A 22433-nucleotide genomic window follows, 5' to 3' on the forward strand; every position below is an offset into this window, starting at 1 on the left:
GACGAGGGGCGGCCGGAACCCACGGGTTCCGGCCGCCCCTCGTGCGTTCGCCGCCGGCGCGGGGCGCCGGGTCAGTTGTTGGCGGCCTCCCTGGCGGCGCGCTCGGCCTTCTCCGCGCGCTCGGCCTCCTCCATCTCCGCGATCACGTCGATCGGCGGCGGCGCCTTCGCCAGGAAGATCCAGGTCAGGTAGACGCAGAGCAGGAACGGCGGGATGCCGAGGGCGACCTTGACCCAGCCGAGCTGGGTGGCGTTGCCCCAGAAGTAGAGCGGGAAGAGGATCGCCGACTTGACGAGCAGGATGATGCCCCAGGCCCAGGTGGCCTTGGTGTACGCGACGAGCCGGCCCGGGTTCCGCGTCCGCCAGGACAGGTTCTCCTTGAGGATCGGGCCGAGCAGCAGCCCGATCAGCGGGTACTTCGCCAGCGCGGAGATCACGTAGGCGACCGCGAGCCCGAGGGTGTAGAGCATGCCCGGCAGGTAGAAGTTCTTCGCGTCGCCGGACATCATCGCGAACACCGCGCCGAAGGCCACGCCGAAGACACCGCTGAAGGCGTGCTTGAGCGTCTGCCTGCGCACCAGGCGGGCCAGCGCCAGCACCAGCGAGAGACCGAGCGCGGCGATGGCCGCGATGTGGATGTCCCGGTTGATCGTGTAGATCAGGACGAACACGAGCCCGGGCACCGTCGTGTCGATCATGCCCCAGACGCCGCCGAAGGCCTCCAGGAGGGCGTGGTCGGCGGCCGCCTTCGAGGCGGCCGCGTCGTGCTCCGGACCCTGCTCGGGCCCGGTCGTGGGCTGTGCCCCGGTCCGCTTGTCGATCGACGCCACCAACTACTCCTGTCCGACCGGACGCAACTCGTACTTGGGATTGAACAGCACCGGACGGCCGCGGTTCATGGAGATCCGCCCCGACGCGATGATCCTGCGGCCCGGCTCGATGCCGACGATGCTGCGCCGGCCCAGCCACACCACGTCCAGCGGTGCGGAACCGTCGAACAGCTCGGCCTCCAGGGCGGGCACGCCGGCCCGCGGCCGCAGAGTGACAGCGCGTAGTGTACCGGTCACGGTCACTATGTCACGGTCGGCGCAGTCGCAGATCCGGGTGCACCCGACGTCCGCGGTGTCCTGCCGCAGCTCGTCGGAGTGCAGTTCCTCCTGGGAACTGGACAGTCGGTCGAGCATCCTGCGGAAGCGGCCGGCCGGCCGGTCCGAACGGGTGGTACCACTCATACTTCGAAGGGTACCGGGCCCGCGTGAACGGTTCACTGATCACGTCTCGAAGCGGTAGCCCATACCCGGCTCGGTGATGAAGTGCCGCGGGTGCGCGGGGTCCGTCTCGAGCTTGCGCCGCAACTGGGCCATGTAGACCCGCAGGTAGTTGCTCTCGGTGCCGTAGGACGGGCCCCAGACCTCCTGGAGCAGCTGCTTCTGGCTGACCAGGCGCCCGGTGTTGCGGACCAGGACCTCCAGCAGGTGCCACTCCGTGGGGGTGAGCCGGACGTCGGCGCCGTCGCGGTCGACCTTCTTGGCCGCCAGGTCGACGGTGAAGGACTCCGTCTCCACGGTCGCGGCGCCGTCCTCGGGTCCGCCGGGCGTGGCGCGCCGCACGGCGGCGCGCAGCCGCGCCAGCAGCTCGTCCATGCCGAAGGGCTTGGTGACGTAGTCGTCGGCGCCCGCGTCGAGGGCCTCGACCTTCTCGTCGGAGGCCTGGCGGGCGGAGAGCACGATGATCGGCACGCGGGTCCAGCCGCGCAGTCCCCGGATCACCTCGACGCCGTCCATGTCGGGCAGGCCGAGGTCGAGCACGATGACGTCGGGGTGGCGGGCGGCGGCGAGCTGCAGCGCGGTCGCGCCGTCGTGGGCGGCGTCGACCTCGTACTTGCGGGCCCGCAGGTTGATCACGAGAGCGCGCACGATCTGCGGCTCGTCGTCGACCACGAGCACCCGGTTCATGGAGCCTGCCTTTCCTTCACGGTGAGGGGGGTGGAGCGGGGGTGCGGTGCGGGCACGGTCAGGTCGTCGCCTCGGCCGGGAGGTCCGGCGCGACGGGGATGCTGCCGGGCGCGGCGGGGAGGGTGAGCACCATCGTCAGGCCGCCTCCGGGGGTGTCCTCGGGCTGCAGGGTGGCACCCATGGCGTCGGCGAAGCCGCGGGCCACCGCGAGGCCGAGGCCCACGCCGTTGCCGCGGGGGGCGTCGCCGTACCGCTGGAACGGCTCGAAGATCCGTTCCTTGGCCGCGTCGGGGACGCCGGGCCCGCGGTCGACGACGCGCAGGTCGACGTGGCCGCCCAGGGCGCTGGCGGCGACCAGCACCTGGGCGCCTGCCGGGCTGTACTTGACGGCGTTCTCGACGATGTTGGCGACGCTGCGCTCCAGGAGGCCGGGGTCGACGGAGACCATGGGGAGGGTCTCGGGGACGTCCAGGGCGACGCTGCCGTCGGGGACGCCGCGCAGGGCCTTGGGGACGACCTCGTCGAGGTCCACCTCGCGGATCAGCGGGGTGACGGTTCCGGTCTGCAGGCGCGACATGTCGAGGAGGTTGCCGACCAGGTTGTCGAGCCGGTCCGCGCCCTCCTCGATGCCCTCCAGCAGCTCGGCCTCGTCGTCCTCGGACCAGGCGACGTCGTCGGAGCGCAGCGAACTGACCGCCGCCTTGATGGCGGCGAGGGGGGTGCGCAGGTCGTGCGAGACGGCGGCGAGCAGGGCGGTGCGGATGCGGTTGCCCTCGGCGAGCTTGTGGGCCCTGGCCGCCTCGTCCTCCAGCCGCTGCCGGTCCAGCACGCCGGCGGCCTGGGCCGCGAAGGCGGAGAGCACCCGGCGGTCGGAGGCGGGCAGCACCCGGCCGACGAGGGCCAGGGAGAGGTTGTCGCTGACCGGCACCTCCACGTCCGCGTCCTCGGGGCGCAGGCACTGCCGGCTCCCGACGCCGGCGGCGCAGGTCCACGCGTCGTACTCGCCGGCCCGCTCCAGCAGTGACACGGCCTCCATGCCGAAGGTCTCCCGGACCCGCTCCAGCAGGGCGCCCAGGGAGTGCTCTCCGCGCAGCACGCTGCCGGCCAGGTACGACAGGATCTCGGCCTCGGACTGGAGTCTGGCGGCCTGGTGGGTGCGCCGCGCCGCCAGGTCCACCACGGAGGCCACCGCGACGCCGACCACCACGAAGATCACGATGGCGATCAGGTTCTCGGGCTTGGCGATGGTGAAGGTGTGCAGGGGCGGGGCGAAGAAGTAGTTCAGCAACAGCGAGCCGCCGACCGCCGAGACCAGTGCCGGGTAGAGGCCGCCCGCGAGGGCCGCCGCGACCGTCAGGGTCATGAACAGCAGCATGTCGGTGGCGATGCCCAGGGCGGGGTGCAGCTGGGTGAGGACCAGGCAGAGCAGCGCGGGGCCGAGCACCCCGGTCAGCCAGCCCGCGATCACCCGTGAGCGGCCGAGCCGGGCGCCGCGCGCCACGGGCAGTCCGCGGCCCTTGGCGGCGTGTTCGTGGGTGACGATGTGCACGTCGAGGTCGGGCCCGGACTCGCGGGCCACGGTCGCGCCGACGCCCGGCCCGAAGACGTACTGCCAGGCGGGCCGGCGGCTGGTGCCGAGCACGACCTGGGTGGCGTTGACGCCGCGGGCGAAGTCCAGCAGGGCGCCGGGGACGTCGTCGCCGACGACGTGGTGGAAGGAGCCACCGAGGTCCTCGACGAGGGTCCGCTGGACGGCGAGTTCCTTCGGCGAGCCGGCCGTCAGGCCGTCGCTGCGCGCGATGTGGACGGCGAGGATCTCCCCGCCCGCGCCCTTGGCGGCCATCCGCGCGGCGCGCCGTATCAGCGTCCGCCCCTCGGGGCCGCCGGTGAGGCCGACCACGATGCGCTCACGGGCCTGCCAGGTGGCGGAGATCCGGTGGTCGGCGCGGTACTGCCGCAGGTATTCGTCGGCCCGGTCGGCCACCCACAGCAGGGCGAGTTCGCGCAGCGCGGTGAGGTTGCCGGGCCGGAAGTAGTTGGACAGGGCCGCGTCGACCTTGTCGGAGGCGTAGATGTTGCCGTGCGCCATGCGGCGGCGCAGCGCCTGCGGCGACATGTCGACCAGTTCGATCTGGTCGGCCCGCCGGACCACCTCGTCGGGCACGGTCTCGCGCTGGCGCACGCCGGTGATCGACTCGACGACGTCGCCGAGCGACTCCAGGTGCTGGATGTTCACCGTCGATATGACGTTGATGCCGGCCTGGAGCAGTTCCTCGATGTCCTGCCAGCGCTTCTCGTTGCGGCTTCCGGGGATGTTGGTGTGGGCCAGCTCGTCGACGAGGGCGACCTCGGGCCGGCGCGCGAGCACCGCGTCGACGTCCATCTCGGTGAAGACGGTGTCCCGGTACTCGATCTCCTTGCGCCGCACGGCCTCCAGGCCGTGCAGCATGACCTCGGTGCGGGCGCGGTCGTGGTGCTCGACGAAGGCGACGACGACGTCGGTCCCGCGCTCCATGCGCCGGTGGGCTTCGGAGAGCATCGCGTAGGTCTTGCCCACTCCCGGGGCCGCCCCCAGGTACATCCGCAAAGTCCCGCGTGCCATGGCTCCACGTTCCGCCTCGTGGCGTGCCCCTTCCGGGCGCGTCCGACACCAAGAATCCTATGGTCCCAGCAGTGGACAAAACGGGCGTGATGTTCCTTGGGGGAACACGTTGACGCGTCCTTGACGCCCCCTCGCCGGCCGCGCCGGCGAGGGCGGCCGCCTCCTGCCCCGCGTCGGGGAAGCCGGTGGGGCGCGGGGCCTCGGGAACGGCGCGGCAGGCGTCGAGGGCCCGGCGGGGGCTCTGCGAGGGCGTCCCGGGGTCCGGTCGTCGCGTCGTCCGCCCGGGCCCGTGAGGCCCGCGACTTCACGGGCGGCAGCCGAGGGACGCCTCGGGCCGGACGCGGAGCGACGGGTCGACGGGCGCGAGGCGCCGGGCGGCCGCGCAGCGACGCCGCCAACGTGCGACGCGCGGCCGGCCCGGCGATCCCCCCGCGGAAGGGAGGCCCTCGCGGAAACGCGGTGCCGTCTCCCTGACCCGGAATCCCCACCGCCGTCCGGATCCGGACCGGGGTGGCACCTGCCGCCGCTGCCCGGCGGTGACGGTGTGCGCCATTCCGCCGCCCCCTCCGCACCGCCGAGCGGCCTGCGCAGGCCTCCCTCCGCACCTCCACTCTCACCCCGCCGGCCGCGTCCCGAGCCCTCCTTTGGCGGTCTCCTGACGGCGGGCCCCCCGTGCTTGACGCCTTTCTGACGTGGCCTGTCCCCGGGGCTCGTCCCGGGGGGTCAGCCGGCCAGTTGCCTCAGCGCGATGTTGAGTTCCAGGACGTTGACGGTCGGCTCGCCGAGGATGCCGAACTGCCGCCCGTCCGTGTGCTCCACGACCAGCCGGGCGACCTGAGCGGTGCTCAGCCCGTTGGCCTTGGCGACGCGTGCGGTCTGGATGTCCGCGTACGCCGGGGAGATGTCCGGGTCCAGGCCGGAGCCGGACGCCTGGACCGCGTCGGCGGGGACCTCGGACTCCGGGACGTGGTTGAAGGCCGCGACCTCCTTCTTGCGCTCCTTGACCAGGTCGGTGAGGGGCTTGCCGGTCACCGCCAGGTTGGAGGCGCCGGTGTGGGTGGGGTCGTACGGCCCCGCTCCGGCGCCGGCGTCGGCCGCCGAGGGGCGAGGCTGGAACCATTTGGGGTCCGGGGCGAAGTCCTTGCCGGTGGTGAAGTTCTGGCCGATCAGCGCGGAGCCGACGACCCTGCCGCCGGCCCTCACCTCGGAGCCGTTCGCCTGGTCGCGGAAGGCCGTCTGGGCCACCCCCCACACGGCGAGCGGATAGACGACGCCGAGCACGACGGTCAGCACCAGCAGAGCGCGCAGGGCGCTCCAGACCAGCCGGGCGGAGTTGCGTACGGAAGTGTTCATGACCGGGTGCACGCCTCCCGTCAGTGGATTCCGGGGATCAGGGAGATGAGCATGTCGATCACCTTGATGCCGGCGAACGGGGCGACCAGGCCGCCGAGACCGTAGATCCCGAGGTTGCGGCGGAGCATCCGGTCGGCGCCGGTCGGCCGGTAGCGCACGCCGCGCAGGGCGAGCGGCACCAGGGCGATGATGATCAGCGCGTTGAAGACGACCGCCGAGAGGATCGCGGACTGCGGCGAGGACAGCTGCATGATGTTGAGCCTGGCCAGGCCCGGGTAGGCGACCGCGAACATCGCGGGGATGATCGCGAAGTACTTCGCGACGTCGTTGGCGATGGAGAAGGTGGTCAGCGCGCCGCGGGTGATGAGCAGCTGCTTGCCGATCTCGACGATCTCGATGAGCTTGGTGGGGTCGGAGTCCAGGTCCACCATGTTCCCGGCCTCCTTGGCGGCCGAGGTGCCGGTGTTCATGGCCACGCCCACGTCGGCCTGGGCCAGCGCCGGGGCGTCGTTGGTGCCGTCGCCGGTCATGGCGACGAGCTTGCCGCCCGCCTGCTCGCGCTTGATCAGCGCCATCTTGTCCTCGGGCGTGGCCTCCGCGAGGAAGTCGTCCACGCCCGCCTCGTCGGCGATCGCCTTGGCCGTCAGCGGGTTGTCACCGGTGATCATGACCGTGCGGATGCCCATCCGCCGCAGCTCGTCGAACCGCTCCCGCATGCCGTGCTTGACGACGTCCTTGAGGTGGATCACGCCCAGCACCCGGGCGCCCTCCGCGTCCTTGACCGCGACGAGCAGCGGGGTCCCGCCGGAGGCGGAGACGGCGTCGACGGTGCGCTGTGCGTCGGGGGTGACGGTGCCGCCGTTGCCGGCGACCCACGCGGTCACCGCGGACGCGGCGCCCTTGCGGACCTGGCGGCCGTCGACGTCGACGCCGGACATCCGGGTCTGCGCGGTGAAGGGCACGAACTCGGCGTGGCCGAGCTCGCCCTCGTGCCGCTCGCGCAGCCCGTACCTCTCCTTCGCCAGGACGACCACGGAACGCCCCTCGGGCGTCTCGTCGGCAAGCGACGACAACTGCGCGGCATTGGCCAGCTCGGCGGCGGTCGTTCCCTTGACCGGCAGGAACTCCGACGCCTGGCGGTTGCCGAGGGTGATGGTGCCGGTCTTGTCGAGCAGCAAGGTGTTGACGTCGCCGGCGGCCTCGACGGCCCGGCCGGACATGGCGAGCACATTGCGCTGCACCAGGCGGTCCATGCCGGCGATGCCGATCGCCGACAGCAGGGCACCGATCGTCGTCGGGATGAGGCAGACCAGCAGCGCCACCAGGACGATCATCGACTGCTCGGCGCCCGCGTAGATCGCGAACGGCTGCAGGGTGACGACCGCCAGCAGGAAGACGATGGTCAGCGACGCCAGCAGGATGTTCAGCGCGATCTCGTTGGGCGTCTTCTGCCGGGCCGCGCCCTCCACCAGCGCGATCATGCGGTCGATGAACGTCTCACCCGGCCTGGTCGTGATGCGCACGACGATCCGGTCCGACAGCACCTTCGTGCCGCCCGTCACCGCCGAACGGTCGCCACCGGACTCCCGGATGACCGGAGCCGACTCCCCCGTGATCGCCGACTCGTCGACCGACGCGACGCCCTCCACGACATCGCCGTCACCCGGGATGACATCGCCCGCCTCGCAGACCACGAGGTCGCCGACGCGCAGTCCGGTGCCGGGAACGCGCTCCTCGGCGCCGTCCACGAGCCGGCGGGCGACGGTGTCCGTCTTGGCCCGGCGCAGGGTCTCGGCCTGCGCCTTGCCGCGGCCCTCGGCGACGGCCTCCGCCAGGTTGGCGAAGACCACGGTGAGCCAGAGCCACGCGGTGATCGCCCAGCCGAACCAGTCGGCCGGGGAGAGCACCGCCAGCGCGGTCGTGAGCACCGAGCCGATCAGGACGACGAACATGACGGGCGTCCTGACCATCACCCGGGGGTCGAGCTTGCGCAGCGCGTCCGGGAGGGACCGCAGCAGCTGGCCCGGGTCGACGAGCCCGCCCGAGATGCGGGCGCCGTGGCCCGCGTCGGGGGTGTGCGGTGCCGGTCCTCCCTCGCTGGCGCGCACCGGCGTGTCGGTGGACATGGTTCCCTCCGCGGGGGTGGGGGTGGTCGTGCGGCTCATGACAGGCCCTCCGCGAGCGGGCCGAGGGCGAGCGCCGGGAAGTAGGTCAGGGCGGTGATGATCAGGATCGCGCCGACGAGCAGACCGGCGAAGAGGGGTTTCTCGGTGCGCAGAGTGCCCGTGGTGGCGGGCACCGGCGTCTGCCGGGCGAGCGAGCCGGCCAGGGCCAGGACGAAGACCATCGGGACGAAGCGGCCGAGGAGCATCGCGAGGCCGAGCGTGGTGTTGTACCACTGCGTGTCCGCGTTCAGGCCGGCGAAGGCGGAGCCGTTGTTGTTGCCCGCCGAGGTGTAGGCGTACAGGACCTCGGAGAAGCCGTGCGGCCCGCTGTTGAGCATGGAGTGCGGCGGGGTCGGCAGCGCCATGGCCAGGGCGGTGAAGACCAGCACGACGGCCGGGGTGACCAGGATGTACAGGGCGGCGAGCTTGATCTCGCGGGTGCCGATCTTCTTGCCCAGGTACTCCGGTGTGCGCCCGACCATCAGGCCGGCGATGAACACCGCGATGACCGCCATGATCAGGATGCCGTAGAGACCGGAGCCGACGCCGCCGGGGGCGATCTCGCCCAGCATCATGCCCAGCAGGGCGATGCCTCCGCCGAGGCCGGTGAAGGAGGAGTGGAAGGAGTCCACCGCGCCGGTCGACGTCAGGGTGGTGCTCACCGCGAACAACGACGACGCGCCGACGCCGAAACGCTGCTCCTTCCCCTCCAGGGCGGCGCCCGCGATCTGGTTCGCCGATCCGGGGTGCGCGGTCTCGACCCAGGTCATCAGCGTCACGAAGCCGATCCAGATCAGGCCCATCGCGGAGAGGATCGCGTAGCCCTGCTTGAGGTTGCCGGCCATCCTCCCGAAGGTGCGGGTGAGCGAGAACGGGACGACCAGGAGCAGGAAGACCTCGAAGAGGTTGGTGAACGCGTCCGGGTTCTCGAAGGGATGGGCGGAGTTGGCGTTGTAGAAACCGCCTCCGTTGGTGCCGAGCTCCTTGATGGCCTCCTGGGACGCCACGGCGCCGCCGGTCAGCGTCTGGTGGCCGCCCGCGAGGGTGGTGATCTCGTGCCACCCGGCGAAGTTCTGGATCGCCCCGAAGCCCACCAGGACGATCGCGGCGACGAAGGCCACGGGCAGCAGGATGCGAATGGTGCCGCGGACCATGTCGGCCCAGAAGTTGCCGAGCTCGCCGGTGCGGGAGCGGACGAAGCCGCGGACGAGCGCGATGGCCACGGCCATGCCGACCGCCGCCGAGACGAAGTTCTGCACGGCGAGGCCGGCGGTCTGGGCGGCGTGGCCCATGGCGTTCTCGCCCATGTAGGACTGCCAGTTCGTGTTGGTCACGAACGAGGCCGCCGTGTTGAACGCCTGGCCGGGCGGGATCGCGGCGAAGCCCAGGGAGAGCGGGAGGTGGTTCTGGACCCGCAGGAACAGGTACAGGAACAGCACGCCCACGAGGGAGAAGGCCAGCACCGCCCTGAGGTAGGCCGGCCAGCGCATCCGGGCGTCCGGGTCGGCCCCGAGGCAGCGGTAGACCCACCGCTCGACCCGCAGGTGCCGGTCGGAGCTGTAGACGGCGGCCATGTAGTCGCCGAAGGGGCGGTACACCAGGGCCAGCGCCACGACGAGCGCGGTGACCTGGAGCACGTCAGCGGTGACGGGGCCCATGTCCGGACCTCAGAACCGCTCGGGCCGGACGAGCGCCACGATCAGGTAGACCAGCAGGGCCGCGGCGACGACGAGGCCGGCGATGTTCTCGGCGCTCACAGCCTGGCCACCGCCTTGGCGATCAGGGCGACCAGTGCGAAGACCGCGATCGTGGTGACGACGAAGACGAGGTCGGTCATCGTGTGCTCCCAGCTCTGGACGACACGTCGACCAGGCCAGGGAAACTCCGTTCCGGCCGTGTGCGGACCCCGTTGACGGTTTCCGTACGGGCCCCGGCTGCGCCTTGACGGTCCTTTGACGTTCACCGGCGTGAGCTGCGAAAACGCCCGTGGGCCGACCTGTTCTCACAGGTCGGCCCACGGGCGTCGGGCGTGGCCGGGGCGCTGGGCCCCGGCTTCAGTGGACCTCGGTGATCTCCGGTCCGCGGCGCATCGGGTCGATGCCGTCGGAGAAGCGGCCGCTCTCGTCCTGGGCGATGCCCTCGGGCACCATCTGGGCGTCGTTGGGCAGCTTCAGCACGATCGGGTCGCGCGGCGCCATCGGCGACTCGCCGCGGACGACGACGGTGTCGCGGAAGATCTGCTCCAGCAGGCCGGCGGTCTCGGGCTGGACGGCGCCCTGCCCGGAGATGACGCCCCGCAGGAACCAGCGCGGGCCGTCGCAGCCGACGAAGCGCACGACCTGGACGCCGTTGGCGCCGTTGGGCAGCTGCACCGGCACCTGGGCGCGCAGCTCCCAGCCCAGCGGACCCTCGACCTCGTCGACGATGCCGCCCTGCTTGGTGATGCCGGAGGCGATCTCGTCGCGGACCTCGCCCCAGATGCCCTCCGACTTGGGGGCGGCGAAGCCCTGCAGCTGGACGGCGCTCTCCCGGAGCACCACGGTCGCGGCGACGATGGACTCCCCGGCCACCTCGACACGCAGTTCCATGCCCTGTACACCGGGTACGAAGATGCCGCCCAGGTCGACCCTGCCCTCGGCCGGGTCCCTGACCTCACTCACGTCCCACGGGCCGTCCGGCCTCGGGGCGGGCGGAAGGTTGTACCGACGGGACTCCATGGAGTCGTCCGACTCCTCGGCGTCTTCGGCCAGCTCGTCAGGGCCTTGGGCCGCGAGCTCGTCGAGGGCGTCTCCGCGCTCCTTGCGACGACGACGGAACACGTCACTGTCCTTCCCGGTCAGCGATGACCGATGCGTATCCATTGCCGGACGGACCGACCGGCGAGCCATCCACCGCGGCATGACCCCCCGTGGAGCCGAAGCCCCCTGCCGCCCGTACCGAACCGGGCAGTTCCGCCACCTCGTGGAAGCGGACCCGCTCGACCTGCTGGACGACCAGTTGGGCGATCCGGTCACCTGCTGCGAACCGTACGCTCTCGCGCGGGTCCAGGTTGACCACGATCACCTTGATCTCCCCACGGTACCCGGCATCAACCGTTCCCGGGGCATTCACGAGGGCCACTCCGCACCTCGCGGCGAGGCCCGAGCGCGGGTGCACGAAGGCCGCGTAGCCCTCCGGCAGCGCGATCGACACCCCCGTGGGCAGTACGGCGCGCTCACCGGGGGCCAGTTCGGCCGTCTCGGTGGTGACGAGGTCGGCTCCGGCGTCGCCCGGGTGCCCGTACGAAGGAATCGGGACGTCCTCGTGCATACGGTGGATGAGGACGTCGACCGGGGGGCGAGCACCGCCGGTCACGGGTTCACCTCGAAGGCGCGCGCGACCTTGACCTGGTCGGGGTCGGACATCGCGGCGCGGATCTCCTCGGGGCGGCCGTTGTCGGTGAAGTGCTCCAGCTTGACCTCGATGAACAGCGCGTCCGCGCGGACCGCGACCGGGCCGTCCGGGCCGCCGATCCGGCCCACCGCGGTGGAGTAGATCTTGCGCCCGGCCACGGCGGTGCAGCGGGCCTCCAGGTGGAGGGTGGCGCCGACCGGTACGGGCTGCACGAAGTCGGTCTCCAGGCGGCCGGTCACGGCGATGGTGCGCAGCAGCCAGGCGAGGGAGCCGAGCGTCTCGTCGAGCGCCGTGGCCAGCACACCGCCGTGCGCCAGGCCCGGGGCGCCCTGGTGAGCGGGCTGGACCGTGAACTCGGCGGTCACGCTGACGCCCTCACCCGCGGTGGCCTCCAGGTGCAGCCCGTGCGGCTGCGCCCCGCCACAGCCGAAGCAGTGGTCGTAGTGCGCGCCCAGCGGTTCACCGGGTGCGGGGGCGTCGGGGTGCCGCTCCGGCGCGACGGCGTCGCGCGGCGGTGTCAGGCCCGGGCGGTCCGGGCCGGCGTCGGTCGTAGCTCCACTCACGCGGGAGACCCTACCCTCCTGCGGGATCGATTCCCGCCGCCCGGCCGTTGTCCTTCCGGCCCCGCGGCCCGCCCATGACCGAAGCACCTTCCCTTGGAGCACCACATGACCCCCAGGTCCGTCGTCGTCACAGGAGCCGGGTGCGGGATCGGCCTCGCCACCACCCTCGAACTGGCCCACGCCGGCTTCGACGTCATCGGGACGGTACGGAGCGAGGAGAAGGCGCAGGCGCTGCGGGAGGCGGTGGACCGCACGGGCGCGTCGGTGCGCACCGTGCTCCTGGACGTCACGGACGCCACCTCCTCCGTCCGGGCGTTCACCGAGATCGCCACGATGACGGACGGCGGCCCCTGGGCGGTGGTGAACAACGCGGGGATCGCCCAGCCGGGCGCGATCGAGGACGTCGACGACGAGCAGGTGCGGCAGCAGCTGGAGACCAACCTGGTGGCCCCGGCGCGCATCGCCCGCCTGGTGCTGCCGACGATGCGCACCCGGCGGGCGGGGCGGATCGTCAACATCTCGTCGATCTCGGGGCGGGTGTCGATGCCGCTGCTCGGCTGGTACTGCGCCAGCAAGCAGGGCCTGGAGGCGGTGACGGACGCGCTGCGGATGGAGGCGGCCCCGTTCGGGGTCAAGGTCGTGCTGGTGGAGCCCGGCTCGTACGGCACGGACATCTGGCAGCGCGGCGCGAGCAGGCTGCCGCAGCGCCGCAACTCGGCCTACCGGCACCAGTACGAGGCCGCGGAGGAGATGATCAAGCGGGAGCTGCCCTCGCCGCGGCCGGTGGCGCGCACCGTCCTGAAGGCGCTCACGGCGCCACGGCCGCTCCCCCGCTACCTGGTGGGCACCGACGCGCGCTCCTCCGCGGTCCTGGACGCCGCCCTGCCGACCGCCGCGACCGACTGGGCCAAGCAGGTCGCCACGGGGCTGCGGCGCCCCCCTCGGGCCGCTCACGCGCTGAGCAGGCTGCGGTCCCGGGGCGGGCGCTGACGGTGCCGCATGACAAGCTTGGTGTCATGACCGTCATGAGCTATGAGGAGCGGCTGACCGCGCCGCGTTCCTGGTGGGGCCTCGCCGTCGGCGCGGGCGTCTCACTGGCGCTGATCCTGCTGCCCCTCGGGCCCCTGGCCCTGCTCGCGGGGCTGGTGGGCGGCACGGCCGCCGGTGCGGCCGTGGTCAGTGCGTACGGTTCGCCGCGGCTGCGGGTGGTCGCCGGCTCGCTGGTGGCCGGGGACGCGAAGATCCCGGTCGCGGCGCTCGGCGAGGCCACGGTGCTGGACCGGGACGAGGCCCTGGCCTGGCGGTCGTACAAGGCCGATCCGCGCGCCTTCATGCTGCTGCGGGCCTATGTGCCGACCGCGCTCAAGATCGAGGTCACCGACCCGGAGGACCCGACACCGTACCTGTACCTGTCGACGCGCTCGCCCGAGCGCCTCGCCGCGGCCCTGCGGGACGTACGCGTCTGAGCGGGCCGGCGCCCCGCCACGGGGCGCCCGGGGGCCTGGCCGGTCACCTGCCGGGCCCGAGTGCGGGCGGGGGCTCCTCCTCGGCGGACAGCAGCCCCCAGGGCACCTGGCGGGCGCGCAGGTCCTTGCGGATCTGCTCCGCGAGCTTCTTGGTGTCCCGCCGGTTCATCACGGCGCCGACGGCCGCGCCGACCATGAACGGGGTCAGCGTCGGCAGGTTGCGCATGGTGCGCTTCATCAGCTGCTGGCGCAGCTCGCGCTTCATCCTGCCGCCGAGGGCGATGTTCAGCGTGGACGGCTTGGAGAAGTCGATGCCGCGCCGCTCCGTCCACTCGGCGAGGTACATCGCGGACCGCTGCCGCAGCGTGCCCGGGGCGCGCAGCCCGTAGACCTCGTGCAGCTCGGCGATCAGCTTGTACTCGACCAGGGCGACCCCGAGGGTCTCCGAGGCCAGCTCCGCCGGCATGGCCGGCGGGGTGGGCAGCATGGCGGCGGCGCCGATGCCGGCGCCGACCGTCGCGGTGCCCATCGTGGCGGCGCTCACCAGCTTGTCGGCCAGCTCCTCGGGCCCGAGCCCGGGGAACTGGCGGCGAAGCGTCTCCAGGTCCCTGACGGGGACCCTCGGGGCCGTCTCGACGAGCCCGTCGACGAAGGTGTTCAGCGCCGCCTTGGCGCGTGCCCGTGCCCGTGAGGCACGGCCGGGGGGACGGGACGGGACGAGCTCGCCCGCCGGCCCCTCCGTCGCGCCCGCGAGCGAGGCCTCGTGGCCTCGCTCGTCGTCGCTCGCCACGGTCCGGCTGTCCGTCAGGCCGCGCAGTCGCGGCAGATCGGGTTGCCGTTCTTCTCCGTCGCCAGCTGGCTGCGGTGGTGCACGAGGAAGCAGCTCATGCAGGTGAACTCGTCCGCCTGCCGGGGCAGGACCCGGACCGACAGCTCCTCGTTGGAGAGGTCGGCTCCGGGCAGCTCGAGGGACTCGGCCTGGTCGAACTCGTCCACGTCGACCGTAGAAGTCGACTTGTCGTTCCGCCTGGCCTTCAGTTCTTCGATGCTGTCCTCGTTGACGTCATCGTCTGTCTTGCGTGGGGTGTCGTAATCAGTAGCCATGTATCGCTCTCCCCCTCTGGGTGTCTGCGGTGTCTCCAGCGCACGTAACGCATGGGAGGCCGGTCTTGTGCCCGGCCCGAAGCGGAGATTTTGCCTTACATCAAGTGCCGTTACTCAATCGACACCCAACCGCACCCCCGAAGAGGTGATCGCACCCGCTGCCGGTGATGACCGGAAACGGACCACTTGTCGCACCTTGCTCGCGCCTCCACGTGTACTTCCCGTGATCATGACCTGCGGAAACATGGATTTTTCCGCTCTTTTCCCGGAGGCCGCAATCACGGAGAGTACCCGGTGCCGGGATCGCGTGTGTGATCGCTCACAGCATGCCCGTGAGGCGCGCAGACCGCAAAATTCAGCGCAAAGCGAACACGCCCCCGGGGGTGTCGTGGGACGGGTCACACGGGGATGACAACCCGCATGACCAGGCCACCTCCCTCTCGGGGGACCGCGGAGATCGTGCCGCCGTGGGCCCGGGCGACGGACTTGGCGATGGAGAGGCCGAGACCCGCTCCCTTGTCGCTGCCCGTGCGCTCGGTGCCCAGCCGGCGGAAGGGTTCGAACAGGTTGTCGATCTCGTACGCGGGGACGACGGGCCCCGTGTTGGTGACCGTCAGGACCGCGGACCCCGGCTCCAGGGCCGTGGTGACCTCGACCCAGCCCGCCTCCGCGACGTTGTACCGGACGGCGTTCTGCACCAGGTTCAGCGCGATGCGCTCCAGCAGCACCCCGTTGCCCTGCACGACGGCCTCGCCGAGCGCGGCACGCAGCTCCACGCCCTTGGCGTCGGCCTCGTTGCGGGTCTGCTCCAGCGCCTGCGTGGCCGCCTCCGCGAGGTCCACCGGCTTGCGGTCGACGATCTCGTTGTCGCTGCGGGCGAGCAGCAGCAGGCCCTCCACCAGCTGCTCGCTGCGCGTGTTGGTGACGAGCAGGTTCTTGCCCAGCTGCTGCATGTCCGGGGAGGCGTTCGGATCGGCGAGCTGGACCTCCAGCAGCGTGCGGGTGATCGCCAGCGGCGTTCTCAGCTCGTGGGATGCGTTGGAGACGAAGCGGCGCTGGGCGTCGAAGGACCGCTCCAGGCGCTCCAGCATGTCGTCGAAGGTGTCGGCCAGCTCCTTGAGCTCGTCGTCCGGGCCGGTCAGGTGGATCCGCTGGGTGAGGTCGGAGCTCGCCACGCCGCGCGCGGTGCGGGTGATCCGGCCGAGCGGCGCCAGCACACGGCCGGCCAGCAGGTAGCCGAAGGCGAAGGCGAGCACGGCGAGGCCGACGAGCGCGAAGAGCGAGCGCTTGAGCAGGACGTTGAGGGCGGTCTCGCGCTGCACGGCCAGGCAGTGGACGTAGGCCTTGTTGAAGGCGTCCGGGTTGGTCGGGCCGGTGGGCAGCTCGGGGCACAGCCCGGTGAGCGAGAGCCGGCCCGCCTCGACGTGGAACTGCGCCTCGGTGCCCTGGCGGATGGCCTGGGCCGCCAGCATGTAGATGATCCACAGCAGTATCACCCCGGCGATCAGGAACATGCCACCGTAGAGCAGGGTGAGCCTTATCCGGATCGTGGGGCGCAGCAGCGGCATCGGCCGCGCGGCGGGCTTGGGGTCCCAGGTGGGCTTGGGCGGGATGGCCTGCGACGCGGGCGGAGTCGTCGGCGAGGACGAGGGCGCGGGCACGGCGGATCAGATCCGGTATCCGGAGCCGGGGACGGTGACGATCACCGCGGGCTCCCCGAGCTTGCGGCGCAGGGTCATGACGGTGACCCGCACGACGTTGGTGAAGGGATCGGTGTTCTCGTCCCAGGCCTTCTCCAGCAGCTGCTCCGCGGACACCACAGCGCCCTCGCTGCGCAGCAGCACCTCCAGCACCGCGAACTCCTTGGGGGCCAGCTGGACCTGCCGGCCCTCCCTGGTCACCTCGCGGCGGTTGGGGTCGAGCTTGATCCCGGCACGCTCCAGCACGGGCGGCAGCGGCGCGGTCGTACGGCGGCCGAGGGCCCGTACGCGCGCGGTGAGTTCGGTGAAGGCGAAGGGCTTGGGGAGGTAGTCGTCGGCGCCCAGCTCCAGGCCCTCGACGCGGTCGCTGACGTCGCCGGCTGCGGTCAGCATCAGCACGCGGGTCGGCAGGCCCAGTTCCACCAGTTTGCGGCACACGTCGTCCCCGTGGACGACCGGCAGGTCGCGGTCGAGGACGACGACGTCGTAGTCGTTCACCCCGATCCGCTCCAGGGCGGCGCCGCCGTCGTAGACGACGTCGACCGCCATGGCCTCACGGCGCAGTCCGGTGGCTACCGCATCGGCGAGCAGTTGCTCGTCCTCGACGACCAGTACGCGCAAGGCGCTGTTCCTTCCCTAGGCACTTCTCAAAGAGCCGCGCCCAGCCCGCCTGTGCAGGCCGAACGCTCCTCCATCCTGCACCGGGCGGCCGTAAAACAGGGGTAAGAGGACTCGGCGCCGAATTCCTCGCGTCCCGGAGGTTTCCCCTCCGGTGGGCCTGGGGAGGACGACTGCACACCCCCGATCACGCCCGCAGGGCGTCCGCAACTCCCGTGGCAGTAGCCGCTGTGCGGTCCGAGGGGTCCCCCGACAAGACCTGTGATCGACCCCGCACATCGCACGAAGACGAATATCCCTGTGTCAACCCACGACGACGAGGGGGCGCCACCTGATGGACGCATTCACCACTGGAATCCTGCAGCGCATACACAGCACCGAATCCGACCTTCTGCGCGCCCGCGAGGACGGGGACGAGTTCCTGGCCGAGGTCGAGGAGGCCGAACTGGCCGATCTTCGCCGCCTCGCCGCAGAGCACGGCGTCCAGGTGCTGCCCAAGATCGCCTGAGATCGCCCAGGGCGGCACAGCCGAACGCCGCGCCCCGGACACCTGGATAGGTGCCGGGGCGTTCGCGTGCCCGCCGCCGGTTCCGCACCGGGCGGCGGGCCTTCGCGTCGGGCGGCGGCGGTGGCGCCGGCGGCCTCAGTCGTGCCAGGCGCCGAGCTCGTCGAGCAGCCGCTGCAGGGGCTCGAACAGCCCCTGCGGTGCCGCGACGGTGAGCCCCGTGGACTCCGGCTCTCCCGGCCGGCCCCCGGTCAGGGCGCCGGCCTCCCGGGCGAACAGGGCGCCCGCCGTGTAGTCCCACGGGTTGAGGCCGCGCTCGTAGTAGGCGTTCAGGCGGCCGCAGCCCACGTCGCACAGGTCGATGGCGGCGGATCCCCCGCGGCGTATGTCCCGCACCTGCGGCACCAGCTCGCGCAGCACCCTCGCCTGCCCCTCGCGGCGCTCCTTCAGGTAGCCGAAGCCGGTGCCGATCAGCGCCTGGTCCAGCGGCGGCGCAGGGCGCACGGCCGCCTCGCGCTCGTTGACCCAGGCACCCCGGCCCAGCACCGCGCGGTAGCTCTCGCCGCGCATCGGGGCCTCGACGACCCCGACGAGCGTCTCGCCGTCCAGCTCGGCCGCGATGCTCACGGCCCACGACGGCAGGCCGTAGAGATAGTTCACGGTGCCGTCCAGCGGGTCGATCACCCACCGGACCCCGCTGCTGCCCGGGATGCTGGCGCCCTCCTCGCCCAGGAGCCCGTCGTCGGGGCGGTGCTCGGTGATGAAGGAGGCGATCAGCTTCTCGGCGGCGATGTCCATCTCGGTGACGACGTCGATCGGGCTGCTCTTGGTGGCGGCCACTCCGAGGTCGGCCGGGCGGCCGTTTCGCAGCAGCTCGCCCGCCCTGCGGGCGGCCTCGAGGGCCACGGCCAGGAGTTCGTCCTTGAGGTGGTCGGTCATGGCACTCCTCGTGCGTTTCGGTGTCTCGGTCACTGGGCGCCCGCGGCGGCCGGGCGGGGGCTGCGTGCCGGGCAGCAGCCCACGGGGCACACGTCGTGGCTGGGCCCGAGCGCGCCCAGCGCGCACCGCTCGGGGGCCAGGCCCCGCTCGGTGGCGGCGCGCTCCAGCACCAGCTCGCGGACGGCGGCGGCGAAGCGCGGGTCCGCGCCCACGGTGGCGGCGCGGGCGACGGGCAGGCCGAGTTCGGCGGCCTTGGCGGTCGCCTCGGTGTCGAGGTCGTACTTGACCTCCATGTGGTCGGAGACGAAGCCGATCGGCACCATGACGGCGGCGGGAACCCCGGAGTCGTGCAGCTCCTCCAGGTGGTCGCAGATGTCGGGCTCCAGCCACGGGATGTGGGGGGCGCCGCTGCGGGACTGGTAGACGAGCTTCCACGGGCGGTCGGTGCCGGTGGCCTCGCGCACCGCGTCGGCGATCAGCCGGGCGGTGTCCAGGTGCTCGGCGACGTAGGCCCCGCCGGCTCCGTCCTCGGTGTGGTCCTCGGGCCTGCCGGAGGTGTCGGCGGCCGCCGTGGGGATCGAGTGGGTGGTGAACGCCAGGTGCGCCCCGTCGCGGACGTCCTCGGGCAGCGTGGCGAGGGCGGTGAGCACCGCGTCGACCATGGGCCGGACGAAGCCGGGGTGGTTGAAGTAGTGCCGCAGCTTGTCCACGCGGGGGACGGTGCGGCCCTCGGCCTCCAGGGCGGCCAGGGAGTCGGCGAGGTTCTCCCGGTACTGCCGGCAGCCGGAGTAGGAGGCGTACGCGCTGGTGGCCAGGACCAGCACGCGGCGGTGGCCGTCCTCGGTCAGCTCGCGCAGGGTGTCCGTCAGGTAGGGCGCCCAGTTGCGGTTGCCCCAGTAGACGGGCAGGTCGAGGCCGTGCCCGGCGAAGTCCTTGCGCAGCGCCTCCAGCAGTTCGCGGTTCTGCGCGTTGATGGGGCTGACCCCGCCGAACAGGAAGTAGTGCTGCCCCACCTCCTTCAGGCGCTCACGGGGGATGCCGCGGCCGCGCGTGACGTTCTCCAGGAAGGGGACGACGTCGTCGGGCCCCTCGGGCCCCCCGAAGGACAGCAGGAGCAGTGCGTCGTACGGAGCGGCGGTGCCGGCCTCGGTGTGATCGGACATGTTCCGATCCTGCCACCCGGCGGTGACGGCCGAGCAACCGGCGAAAATCGCTTGCGCTCCCTTTGTAAGCTGTGTGACGCAGTCACATTCCTTACTTCAGCCCCTTGAGACGTCGGCGACGAAGCCGTGGAGCGCCCGTGTCCAGTCCCTATCGCGCGATCTTCTCCACTCCGGGGACCAGGGGTTTCTCGGCGGCGGGTTTCATCGGCCGGATGCCGCTGTCCATGCTCGGCATCGGCATCGTGACGATGATGTCCCAGGTCACCGGCCGCTACGGGATCGCCGGCGGGCTCGCGGCCACCCTGGCGCTGGCCGCGGCGGTCCTCGGCCCGCAGGTGTCGCGCCTGGTCGACCGGTACGGACAGCGCAGGGTGCTGCGCCCGGCCGCCGGGATCACGGTGCTGGCGGTCGCGGGCCTGCTGGTCTGCGTGCGGACCGGGGCCCCGGACTGGACGCTCTTCGCGTGCGTCGCGCTGGCGGGGACGACCCCGAGCCTGGGCGCCATGGTGCGGGCGCGCTGGACCATGATCCACCGGGGGTCGCCCGCGCTGCTGCACACCGCCTACTCCTTCGAGTCCGTCGTCGACGAGGTCTGCTTCATCGTGGGCCCGATCCTGTCGATCGGGCTCTGCACGATCTGGTTCCCGGAGGCGGGGCCGCTGCTGGCGGTGCTCTTCCTGGCGGCCGGGGTGGTGCTGCTGACCGCGCAGCGCGCCACCGAGCCGCCACCGCACCCGCGCGAGCAGCACACCCCGGGTTCCGCGCTGCGCTCCCGCGGGCTGCAGGTGCTGGTGCTGACCTTCGTCGCGACCGGGGCGATCTTCGGAGCCGTGGACGTGACCACCGTGGCCTTCGCCGAGGAGCAGGGCCACAAGGCCGCGGCGAGCGTGGTGCTGGCGGTGTACGCGGCGGGATCCTGCCTCGCGGGGGTGCTTTTCGGCCTGATGAGGCCGAGGGGTACGGCCTCCCGCCGCTTCCTGCTGGGCGTGGCGGCCATGGGCGTGAGTATGATCCCGCCACTACTGGTCGGGAACTTGCCGTTCCTGGCCGTGGCGCTGTTCGTCGCGGGCCTGTCCATCGCACCGACGATGGTCACCACCATGGCGCTCGTCGAGCAGTTGGTACCGCGCGCGAAGCTGACCGAGGGCATGACGTGGACGAGCACGGGTCTCGCGGTCGGCGTGGCGCTCGGCGCCTCTCTGGCCGGGTGGGTCATCGACGCGGCGGGGGCCCGGGCCGCGTTCGCGGTGCCCGCCTCCGCCGCGGCGCTCGCCGTGGTGGCGGCGTTCCTGGGGTACCGCCGGCTGGAGCCGGCGCCGGACTTGGAGGGGACGCGAGCGCATGGCTACGACGAGCAGGACCGCCGGGAAGGCCACATGGCGTAACTGGGCGGGCAACGTACGGGCCCTGCCCGCGCGGACGGAGTCGCCCGCCTCGACGGACGAACTGGCGGCCGTGATCCGCAAGGCCGCGAAGGACGGCCTGCCGGCCAAGGCCGTGGGCACCGGGCACTCCTTCACCTCGGCGGCGGCCACCTCGGGCGTCCTGATCCGGCCCGAGCGGATGACCGCGGTGCGGGGCATCGACCGCGAGGCCGGCACGGTCACGGTGGAGGCGGGCGTCCAGCTCAAGCACCTCAACGCGCTGCTCGCCGCCGAGGGCCTGTCGCTCACGAACATGGGCGACATCATGGAGCAGACGGTGGCGGGTGCGACCAGCACCGGCACCCACGGCACGGGCCGGGACTCGGGCTCCATAGCCGCCCAGATCAAGGCGCTGGAACTGGTGCTCGCCGACGGGTCGGTGCTCACCTGCTCGGCGCAGGAGAACGCCGAGGTCTTCGCCGCCGCCAGGATCGGGCTCGGCGCGCTCGGCGTGGTCGGCTCGATCACCTTCGCGGTGGAGCCGCTCTTCCTGCTCACCGCGCGCGAAGAGCCCATGCGCTTCGACCGGGTGGTCGCGGAGTTCGACCAACTGGTCGAGGAGAACGAGCACTTCGAGTTCTACTGGTTCCCGCACACCGACGGCTGCAACACCAAGCGGAACAACCGCAGCCAGGGTCCCGCCGCCCCGGTCCCGGGGGTGCGCGGATGGATCGACGACGAGTTCCTGTCCAACGGGGTCTTCCAGGCGGCCTGCTCGGTGGGCCGGGCGGCGCCCTCCCTCATCCCGGGCATCGCCCAGGTCTCCAGCCGGGCGCTGTCGGCCCGCACCTACACCGACATCCCGTACCGGGTGTTCACCCACCCGCGCCGTGTGCGTTTCGTGGAGATGGAGTACGCGGTGCCGCGCGAGGCAGCGGTGGAGGTGCTGCGCGAACTGAAGTCCATGGTCGAGTCGTCGGAGTTCAGGATCAGTTTCCCCGTGGAGGTGCGGACCGCCCCGGCGGACGACATCGCCCTGTCGACGGCCTCGGGCCGGGACACCGCCTACGTCGCGGTGCACATGTACCGGGGCAGCCGGTACCAGGAGTACTTCACCGCGGTGGAGCAGATCATGACCGCCCATCAGGGCCGCCCCCACTGGGGCAAGATCCACACCCGGGATGCGGACCACCTCGCCAAGGTCTACCCCCGCTTCGCGGAGTTCACCGCCCTGCGCGACCGGCTCGACCCGGACCGGCTGTTCCGGAACGACTACCTGCGGCGGGTGCTCGGGGAATAGTTCCACTTGTGGGGTTTTTGTGAAGATCCTGCCCCAACTCCCTTGGCGCGTGCGAAGTTCGACGGCGCGGCGCCCCACCGACGTGGCCCAAATGGAGTACTGTGACAAATCCTGGCTCCGGGGGGAGGCGGCGCACTCGTCCCGGGGTGCCGTCGATCGAACCGGAGACACTTGACGTCGAGTGGCGCGTTTGGTCACTCAGCGTTGCGAATAGGTAACCGTGCCATAACGGCGTGTCACGGC

General features: G+C 71.9%; 23 protein-coding genes. 5 read left to right on the forward strand and 18 right to left on the reverse strand.

Going from position 1 to position 22433, the window contains the following annotated elements; genetic code table 11:
* Positions 1-71 precede the first annotated feature (71 nt).
* From PV342_RS03530 to PV342_RS03585, 12 genes are all read right to left on the reverse strand, one after another.
* Positions 72-830, reverse strand: a complete 759-nt coding sequence (locus PV342_RS03530; protein WP_018563270.1) for a DUF3159 domain-containing protein — start codon at positions 828-830, stop codon at positions 72-74.
* Positions 831-833: 3 nt separating this feature from the next.
* Positions 834-1232: an OB-fold nucleic acid binding domain-containing protein gene (locus PV342_RS03535; protein WP_089223040.1), complete on the reverse strand. Its 399-nt coding sequence runs from the start codon at positions 1230-1232 to the stop codon at positions 834-836.
* A gap of 39 nt (positions 1233-1271) precedes the next feature.
* Positions 1272-1955 carry a response regulator gene (locus tag PV342_RS03540; RefSeq protein ID WP_018563272.1) on the reverse strand — a complete coding sequence of 228 codons (684 nt, stop codon included), beginning with the start codon at positions 1953-1955 and terminating at the stop codon, positions 1272-1274.
* 58 nt (positions 1956-2013) lie between these two features.
* Positions 2014-4557 carry a DUF4118 domain-containing protein gene (locus tag PV342_RS03545; protein ID WP_500315779.1) on the reverse strand — a complete coding sequence of 848 codons (2544 nt, stop codon included), beginning with the start codon at positions 4555-4557 and terminating at the stop codon, positions 2014-2016.
* Between the two features lie 723 nt (positions 4558-5280).
* Complete coding sequence (gene kdpC, locus PV342_RS03550; protein ID WP_026251765.1) at positions 5281-5910, reverse strand: potassium-transporting ATPase subunit KdpC; 630 nt, start codon at positions 5908-5910, stop codon at positions 5281-5283.
* Between the two features lie 20 nt (positions 5911-5930).
* Complete coding sequence (kdpB, locus tag PV342_RS03555; protein WP_500315800.1) at positions 5931-8036, reverse strand: potassium-transporting ATPase subunit KdpB; 2106 nt, start codon at positions 8034-8036, stop codon at positions 5931-5933.
* Positions 8037-8071: 35 nt separating this feature from the next.
* Complete coding sequence (gene kdpA / locus PV342_RS03560) at positions 8072-9733, reverse strand: potassium-transporting ATPase subunit KdpA (protein WP_400795596.1); 1662 nt, start codon at positions 9731-9733, stop codon at positions 8072-8074.
* A gap of 9 nt (positions 9734-9742) precedes the next feature.
* Positions 9743-9832, reverse strand: coding sequence for a K(+)-transporting ATPase subunit F (kdpF, locus tag PV342_RS03565; protein ID WP_329185252.1), 90 nt, complete (start codon positions 9830-9832; stop codon positions 9743-9745).
* On the reverse strand, positions 9829-10038 hold the full coding sequence (locus PV342_RS03570) for a hypothetical protein (protein ID WP_400795593.1): 210 nt from the start codon (positions 10036-10038) through the stop codon (positions 9829-9831). The genes kdpF and PV342_RS03570 overlap by 4 nt, the downstream gene beginning before the upstream one ends.
* A 91-nt stretch (positions 10039-10129) precedes the next feature.
* Positions 10130-10894, reverse strand: coding sequence for a DUF3710 domain-containing protein (locus tag PV342_RS03575; protein WP_400795590.1), 765 nt, complete (start codon positions 10892-10894; stop codon positions 10130-10132).
* Between the two features lies 1 nt (position 10895).
* Positions 10896-11429 carry a dUTP diphosphatase gene (gene dut, locus PV342_RS03580; protein WP_500315780.1) on the reverse strand — a complete coding sequence of 178 codons (534 nt, stop codon included), beginning with the start codon at positions 11427-11429 and terminating at the stop codon, positions 10896-10898.
* The gene (locus PV342_RS03585; protein WP_018561844.1) at positions 11426-12031 is read right to left on the reverse strand and encodes a PaaI family thioesterase; all 606 of its coding nucleotides are present in this window, start codon (positions 12029-12031) and stop codon (positions 11426-11428) included. Before PV342_RS03585 ends, dut begins: the two co-directional genes overlap by 4 nt.
* Before the next feature lie 105 nt (positions 12032-12136).
* On the opposite strand from PV342_RS03585, the gene PV342_RS03590 reads away from it, so the two are divergent.
* Both PV342_RS03590 and PV342_RS03595 read left to right on the forward strand, forming a co-directional pair.
* The gene (locus PV342_RS03590; RefSeq protein ID WP_018561845.1) at positions 12137-13021 is read left to right on the forward strand and encodes an SDR family oxidoreductase; all 885 of its coding nucleotides are present in this window, start codon (positions 12137-12139) and stop codon (positions 13019-13021) included.
* A gap of 26 nt (positions 13022-13047) precedes the next feature.
* Positions 13048-13497 carry a DUF3093 domain-containing protein gene (locus PV342_RS03595; protein WP_386987313.1) on the forward strand — a complete coding sequence of 150 codons (450 nt, stop codon included), beginning with the start codon at positions 13048-13050 and terminating at the stop codon, positions 13495-13497.
* A 43-nt stretch (positions 13498-13540) separates the two neighbouring features.
* On the opposite strand, the gene PV342_RS03600 is transcribed toward PV342_RS03595, so the two are convergent.
* The 4 genes from PV342_RS03600 to PV342_RS03615 form a co-directional block, all read right to left on the reverse strand.
* On the reverse strand, positions 13541-14389 hold the full coding sequence (locus tag PV342_RS03600) for a hypothetical protein (RefSeq protein WP_500315801.1): 849 nt from the start codon (positions 14387-14389) through the stop codon (positions 13541-13543).
* The gene (locus PV342_RS03605) at positions 14302-14601 is read right to left on the reverse strand and encodes a DUF4193 domain-containing protein (RefSeq protein ID WP_018561848.1); all 300 of its coding nucleotides are present in this window, start codon (positions 14599-14601) and stop codon (positions 14302-14304) included. The genes PV342_RS03600 and PV342_RS03605 overlap by 88 nt, the downstream gene beginning before the upstream one ends.
* Positions 14602-14999: 398 nt before the next feature.
* Entirely contained in the window at positions 15000-16262 is a 1263-nt protein-coding gene (locus PV342_RS03610) for a sensor histidine kinase (RefSeq protein WP_386987317.1), read from the reverse strand.
* 6 nt (positions 16263-16268) lie between these two features.
* Entirely contained in the window at positions 16269-16922 is a 654-nt protein-coding gene (locus tag PV342_RS03615) for a response regulator transcription factor (RefSeq protein ID WP_018561850.1), read from the reverse strand.
* A gap of 331 nt (positions 16923-17253) precedes the next feature.
* Here PV342_RS03615 and PV342_RS03620 point away from each other — a divergent pair, with 331 nt between their 5' ends.
* Positions 17254-17427 carry a hypothetical protein gene (locus PV342_RS03620; RefSeq protein ID WP_018561851.1) on the forward strand — a complete coding sequence of 58 codons (174 nt, stop codon included), beginning with the start codon at positions 17254-17256 and terminating at the stop codon, positions 17425-17427.
* 135 nt (positions 17428-17562) lie between these two features.
* On the opposite strand, the gene PV342_RS03625 is transcribed toward PV342_RS03620, so the two are convergent.
* Together PV342_RS03625 and PV342_RS03630 are read right to left on the reverse strand one after the other, a co-directional pair.
* The gene (locus PV342_RS03625) at positions 17563-18363 is read right to left on the reverse strand and encodes an inositol monophosphatase family protein (RefSeq protein ID WP_500315781.1); all 801 of its coding nucleotides are present in this window, start codon (positions 18361-18363) and stop codon (positions 17563-17565) included.
* Positions 18364-18392: 29 nt separating this feature from the next.
* Positions 18393-19526 (reverse strand): ferrochelatase, encoded by a 1134-nt coding sequence (locus PV342_RS03630; protein ID WP_500315782.1) that lies wholly within the window; start codon positions 19524-19526, stop codon positions 18393-18395.
* Positions 19527-19663: 137 nt separating this feature from the next.
* Between PV342_RS03630 and PV342_RS03635 the strand changes: the two genes are divergently transcribed.
* Together PV342_RS03635 and PV342_RS03640 are read left to right on the forward strand one after the other, a co-directional pair.
* The gene (locus tag PV342_RS03635; protein WP_500315783.1) at positions 19664-20911 is read left to right on the forward strand and encodes an MFS transporter; all 1248 of its coding nucleotides are present in this window, start codon (positions 19664-19666) and stop codon (positions 20909-20911) included.
* Positions 20868-22190, forward strand: a complete 1323-nt coding sequence (locus tag PV342_RS03640) for a D-arabinono-1,4-lactone oxidase (RefSeq protein ID WP_386987328.1) — start codon at positions 20868-20870, stop codon at positions 22188-22190. Before PV342_RS03635 ends, PV342_RS03640 begins: the two co-directional genes overlap by 44 nt.
* Positions 22191-22433 lie beyond the last annotated feature (243 nt).

Origin of the sequence: Streptomyces sp. PA03-3a (assembly GCF_033792735.1) — a bacterium.
GTDB lineage: Bacteria > Actinomycetota > Actinomycetes > Streptomycetales > Streptomycetaceae > Actinacidiphila.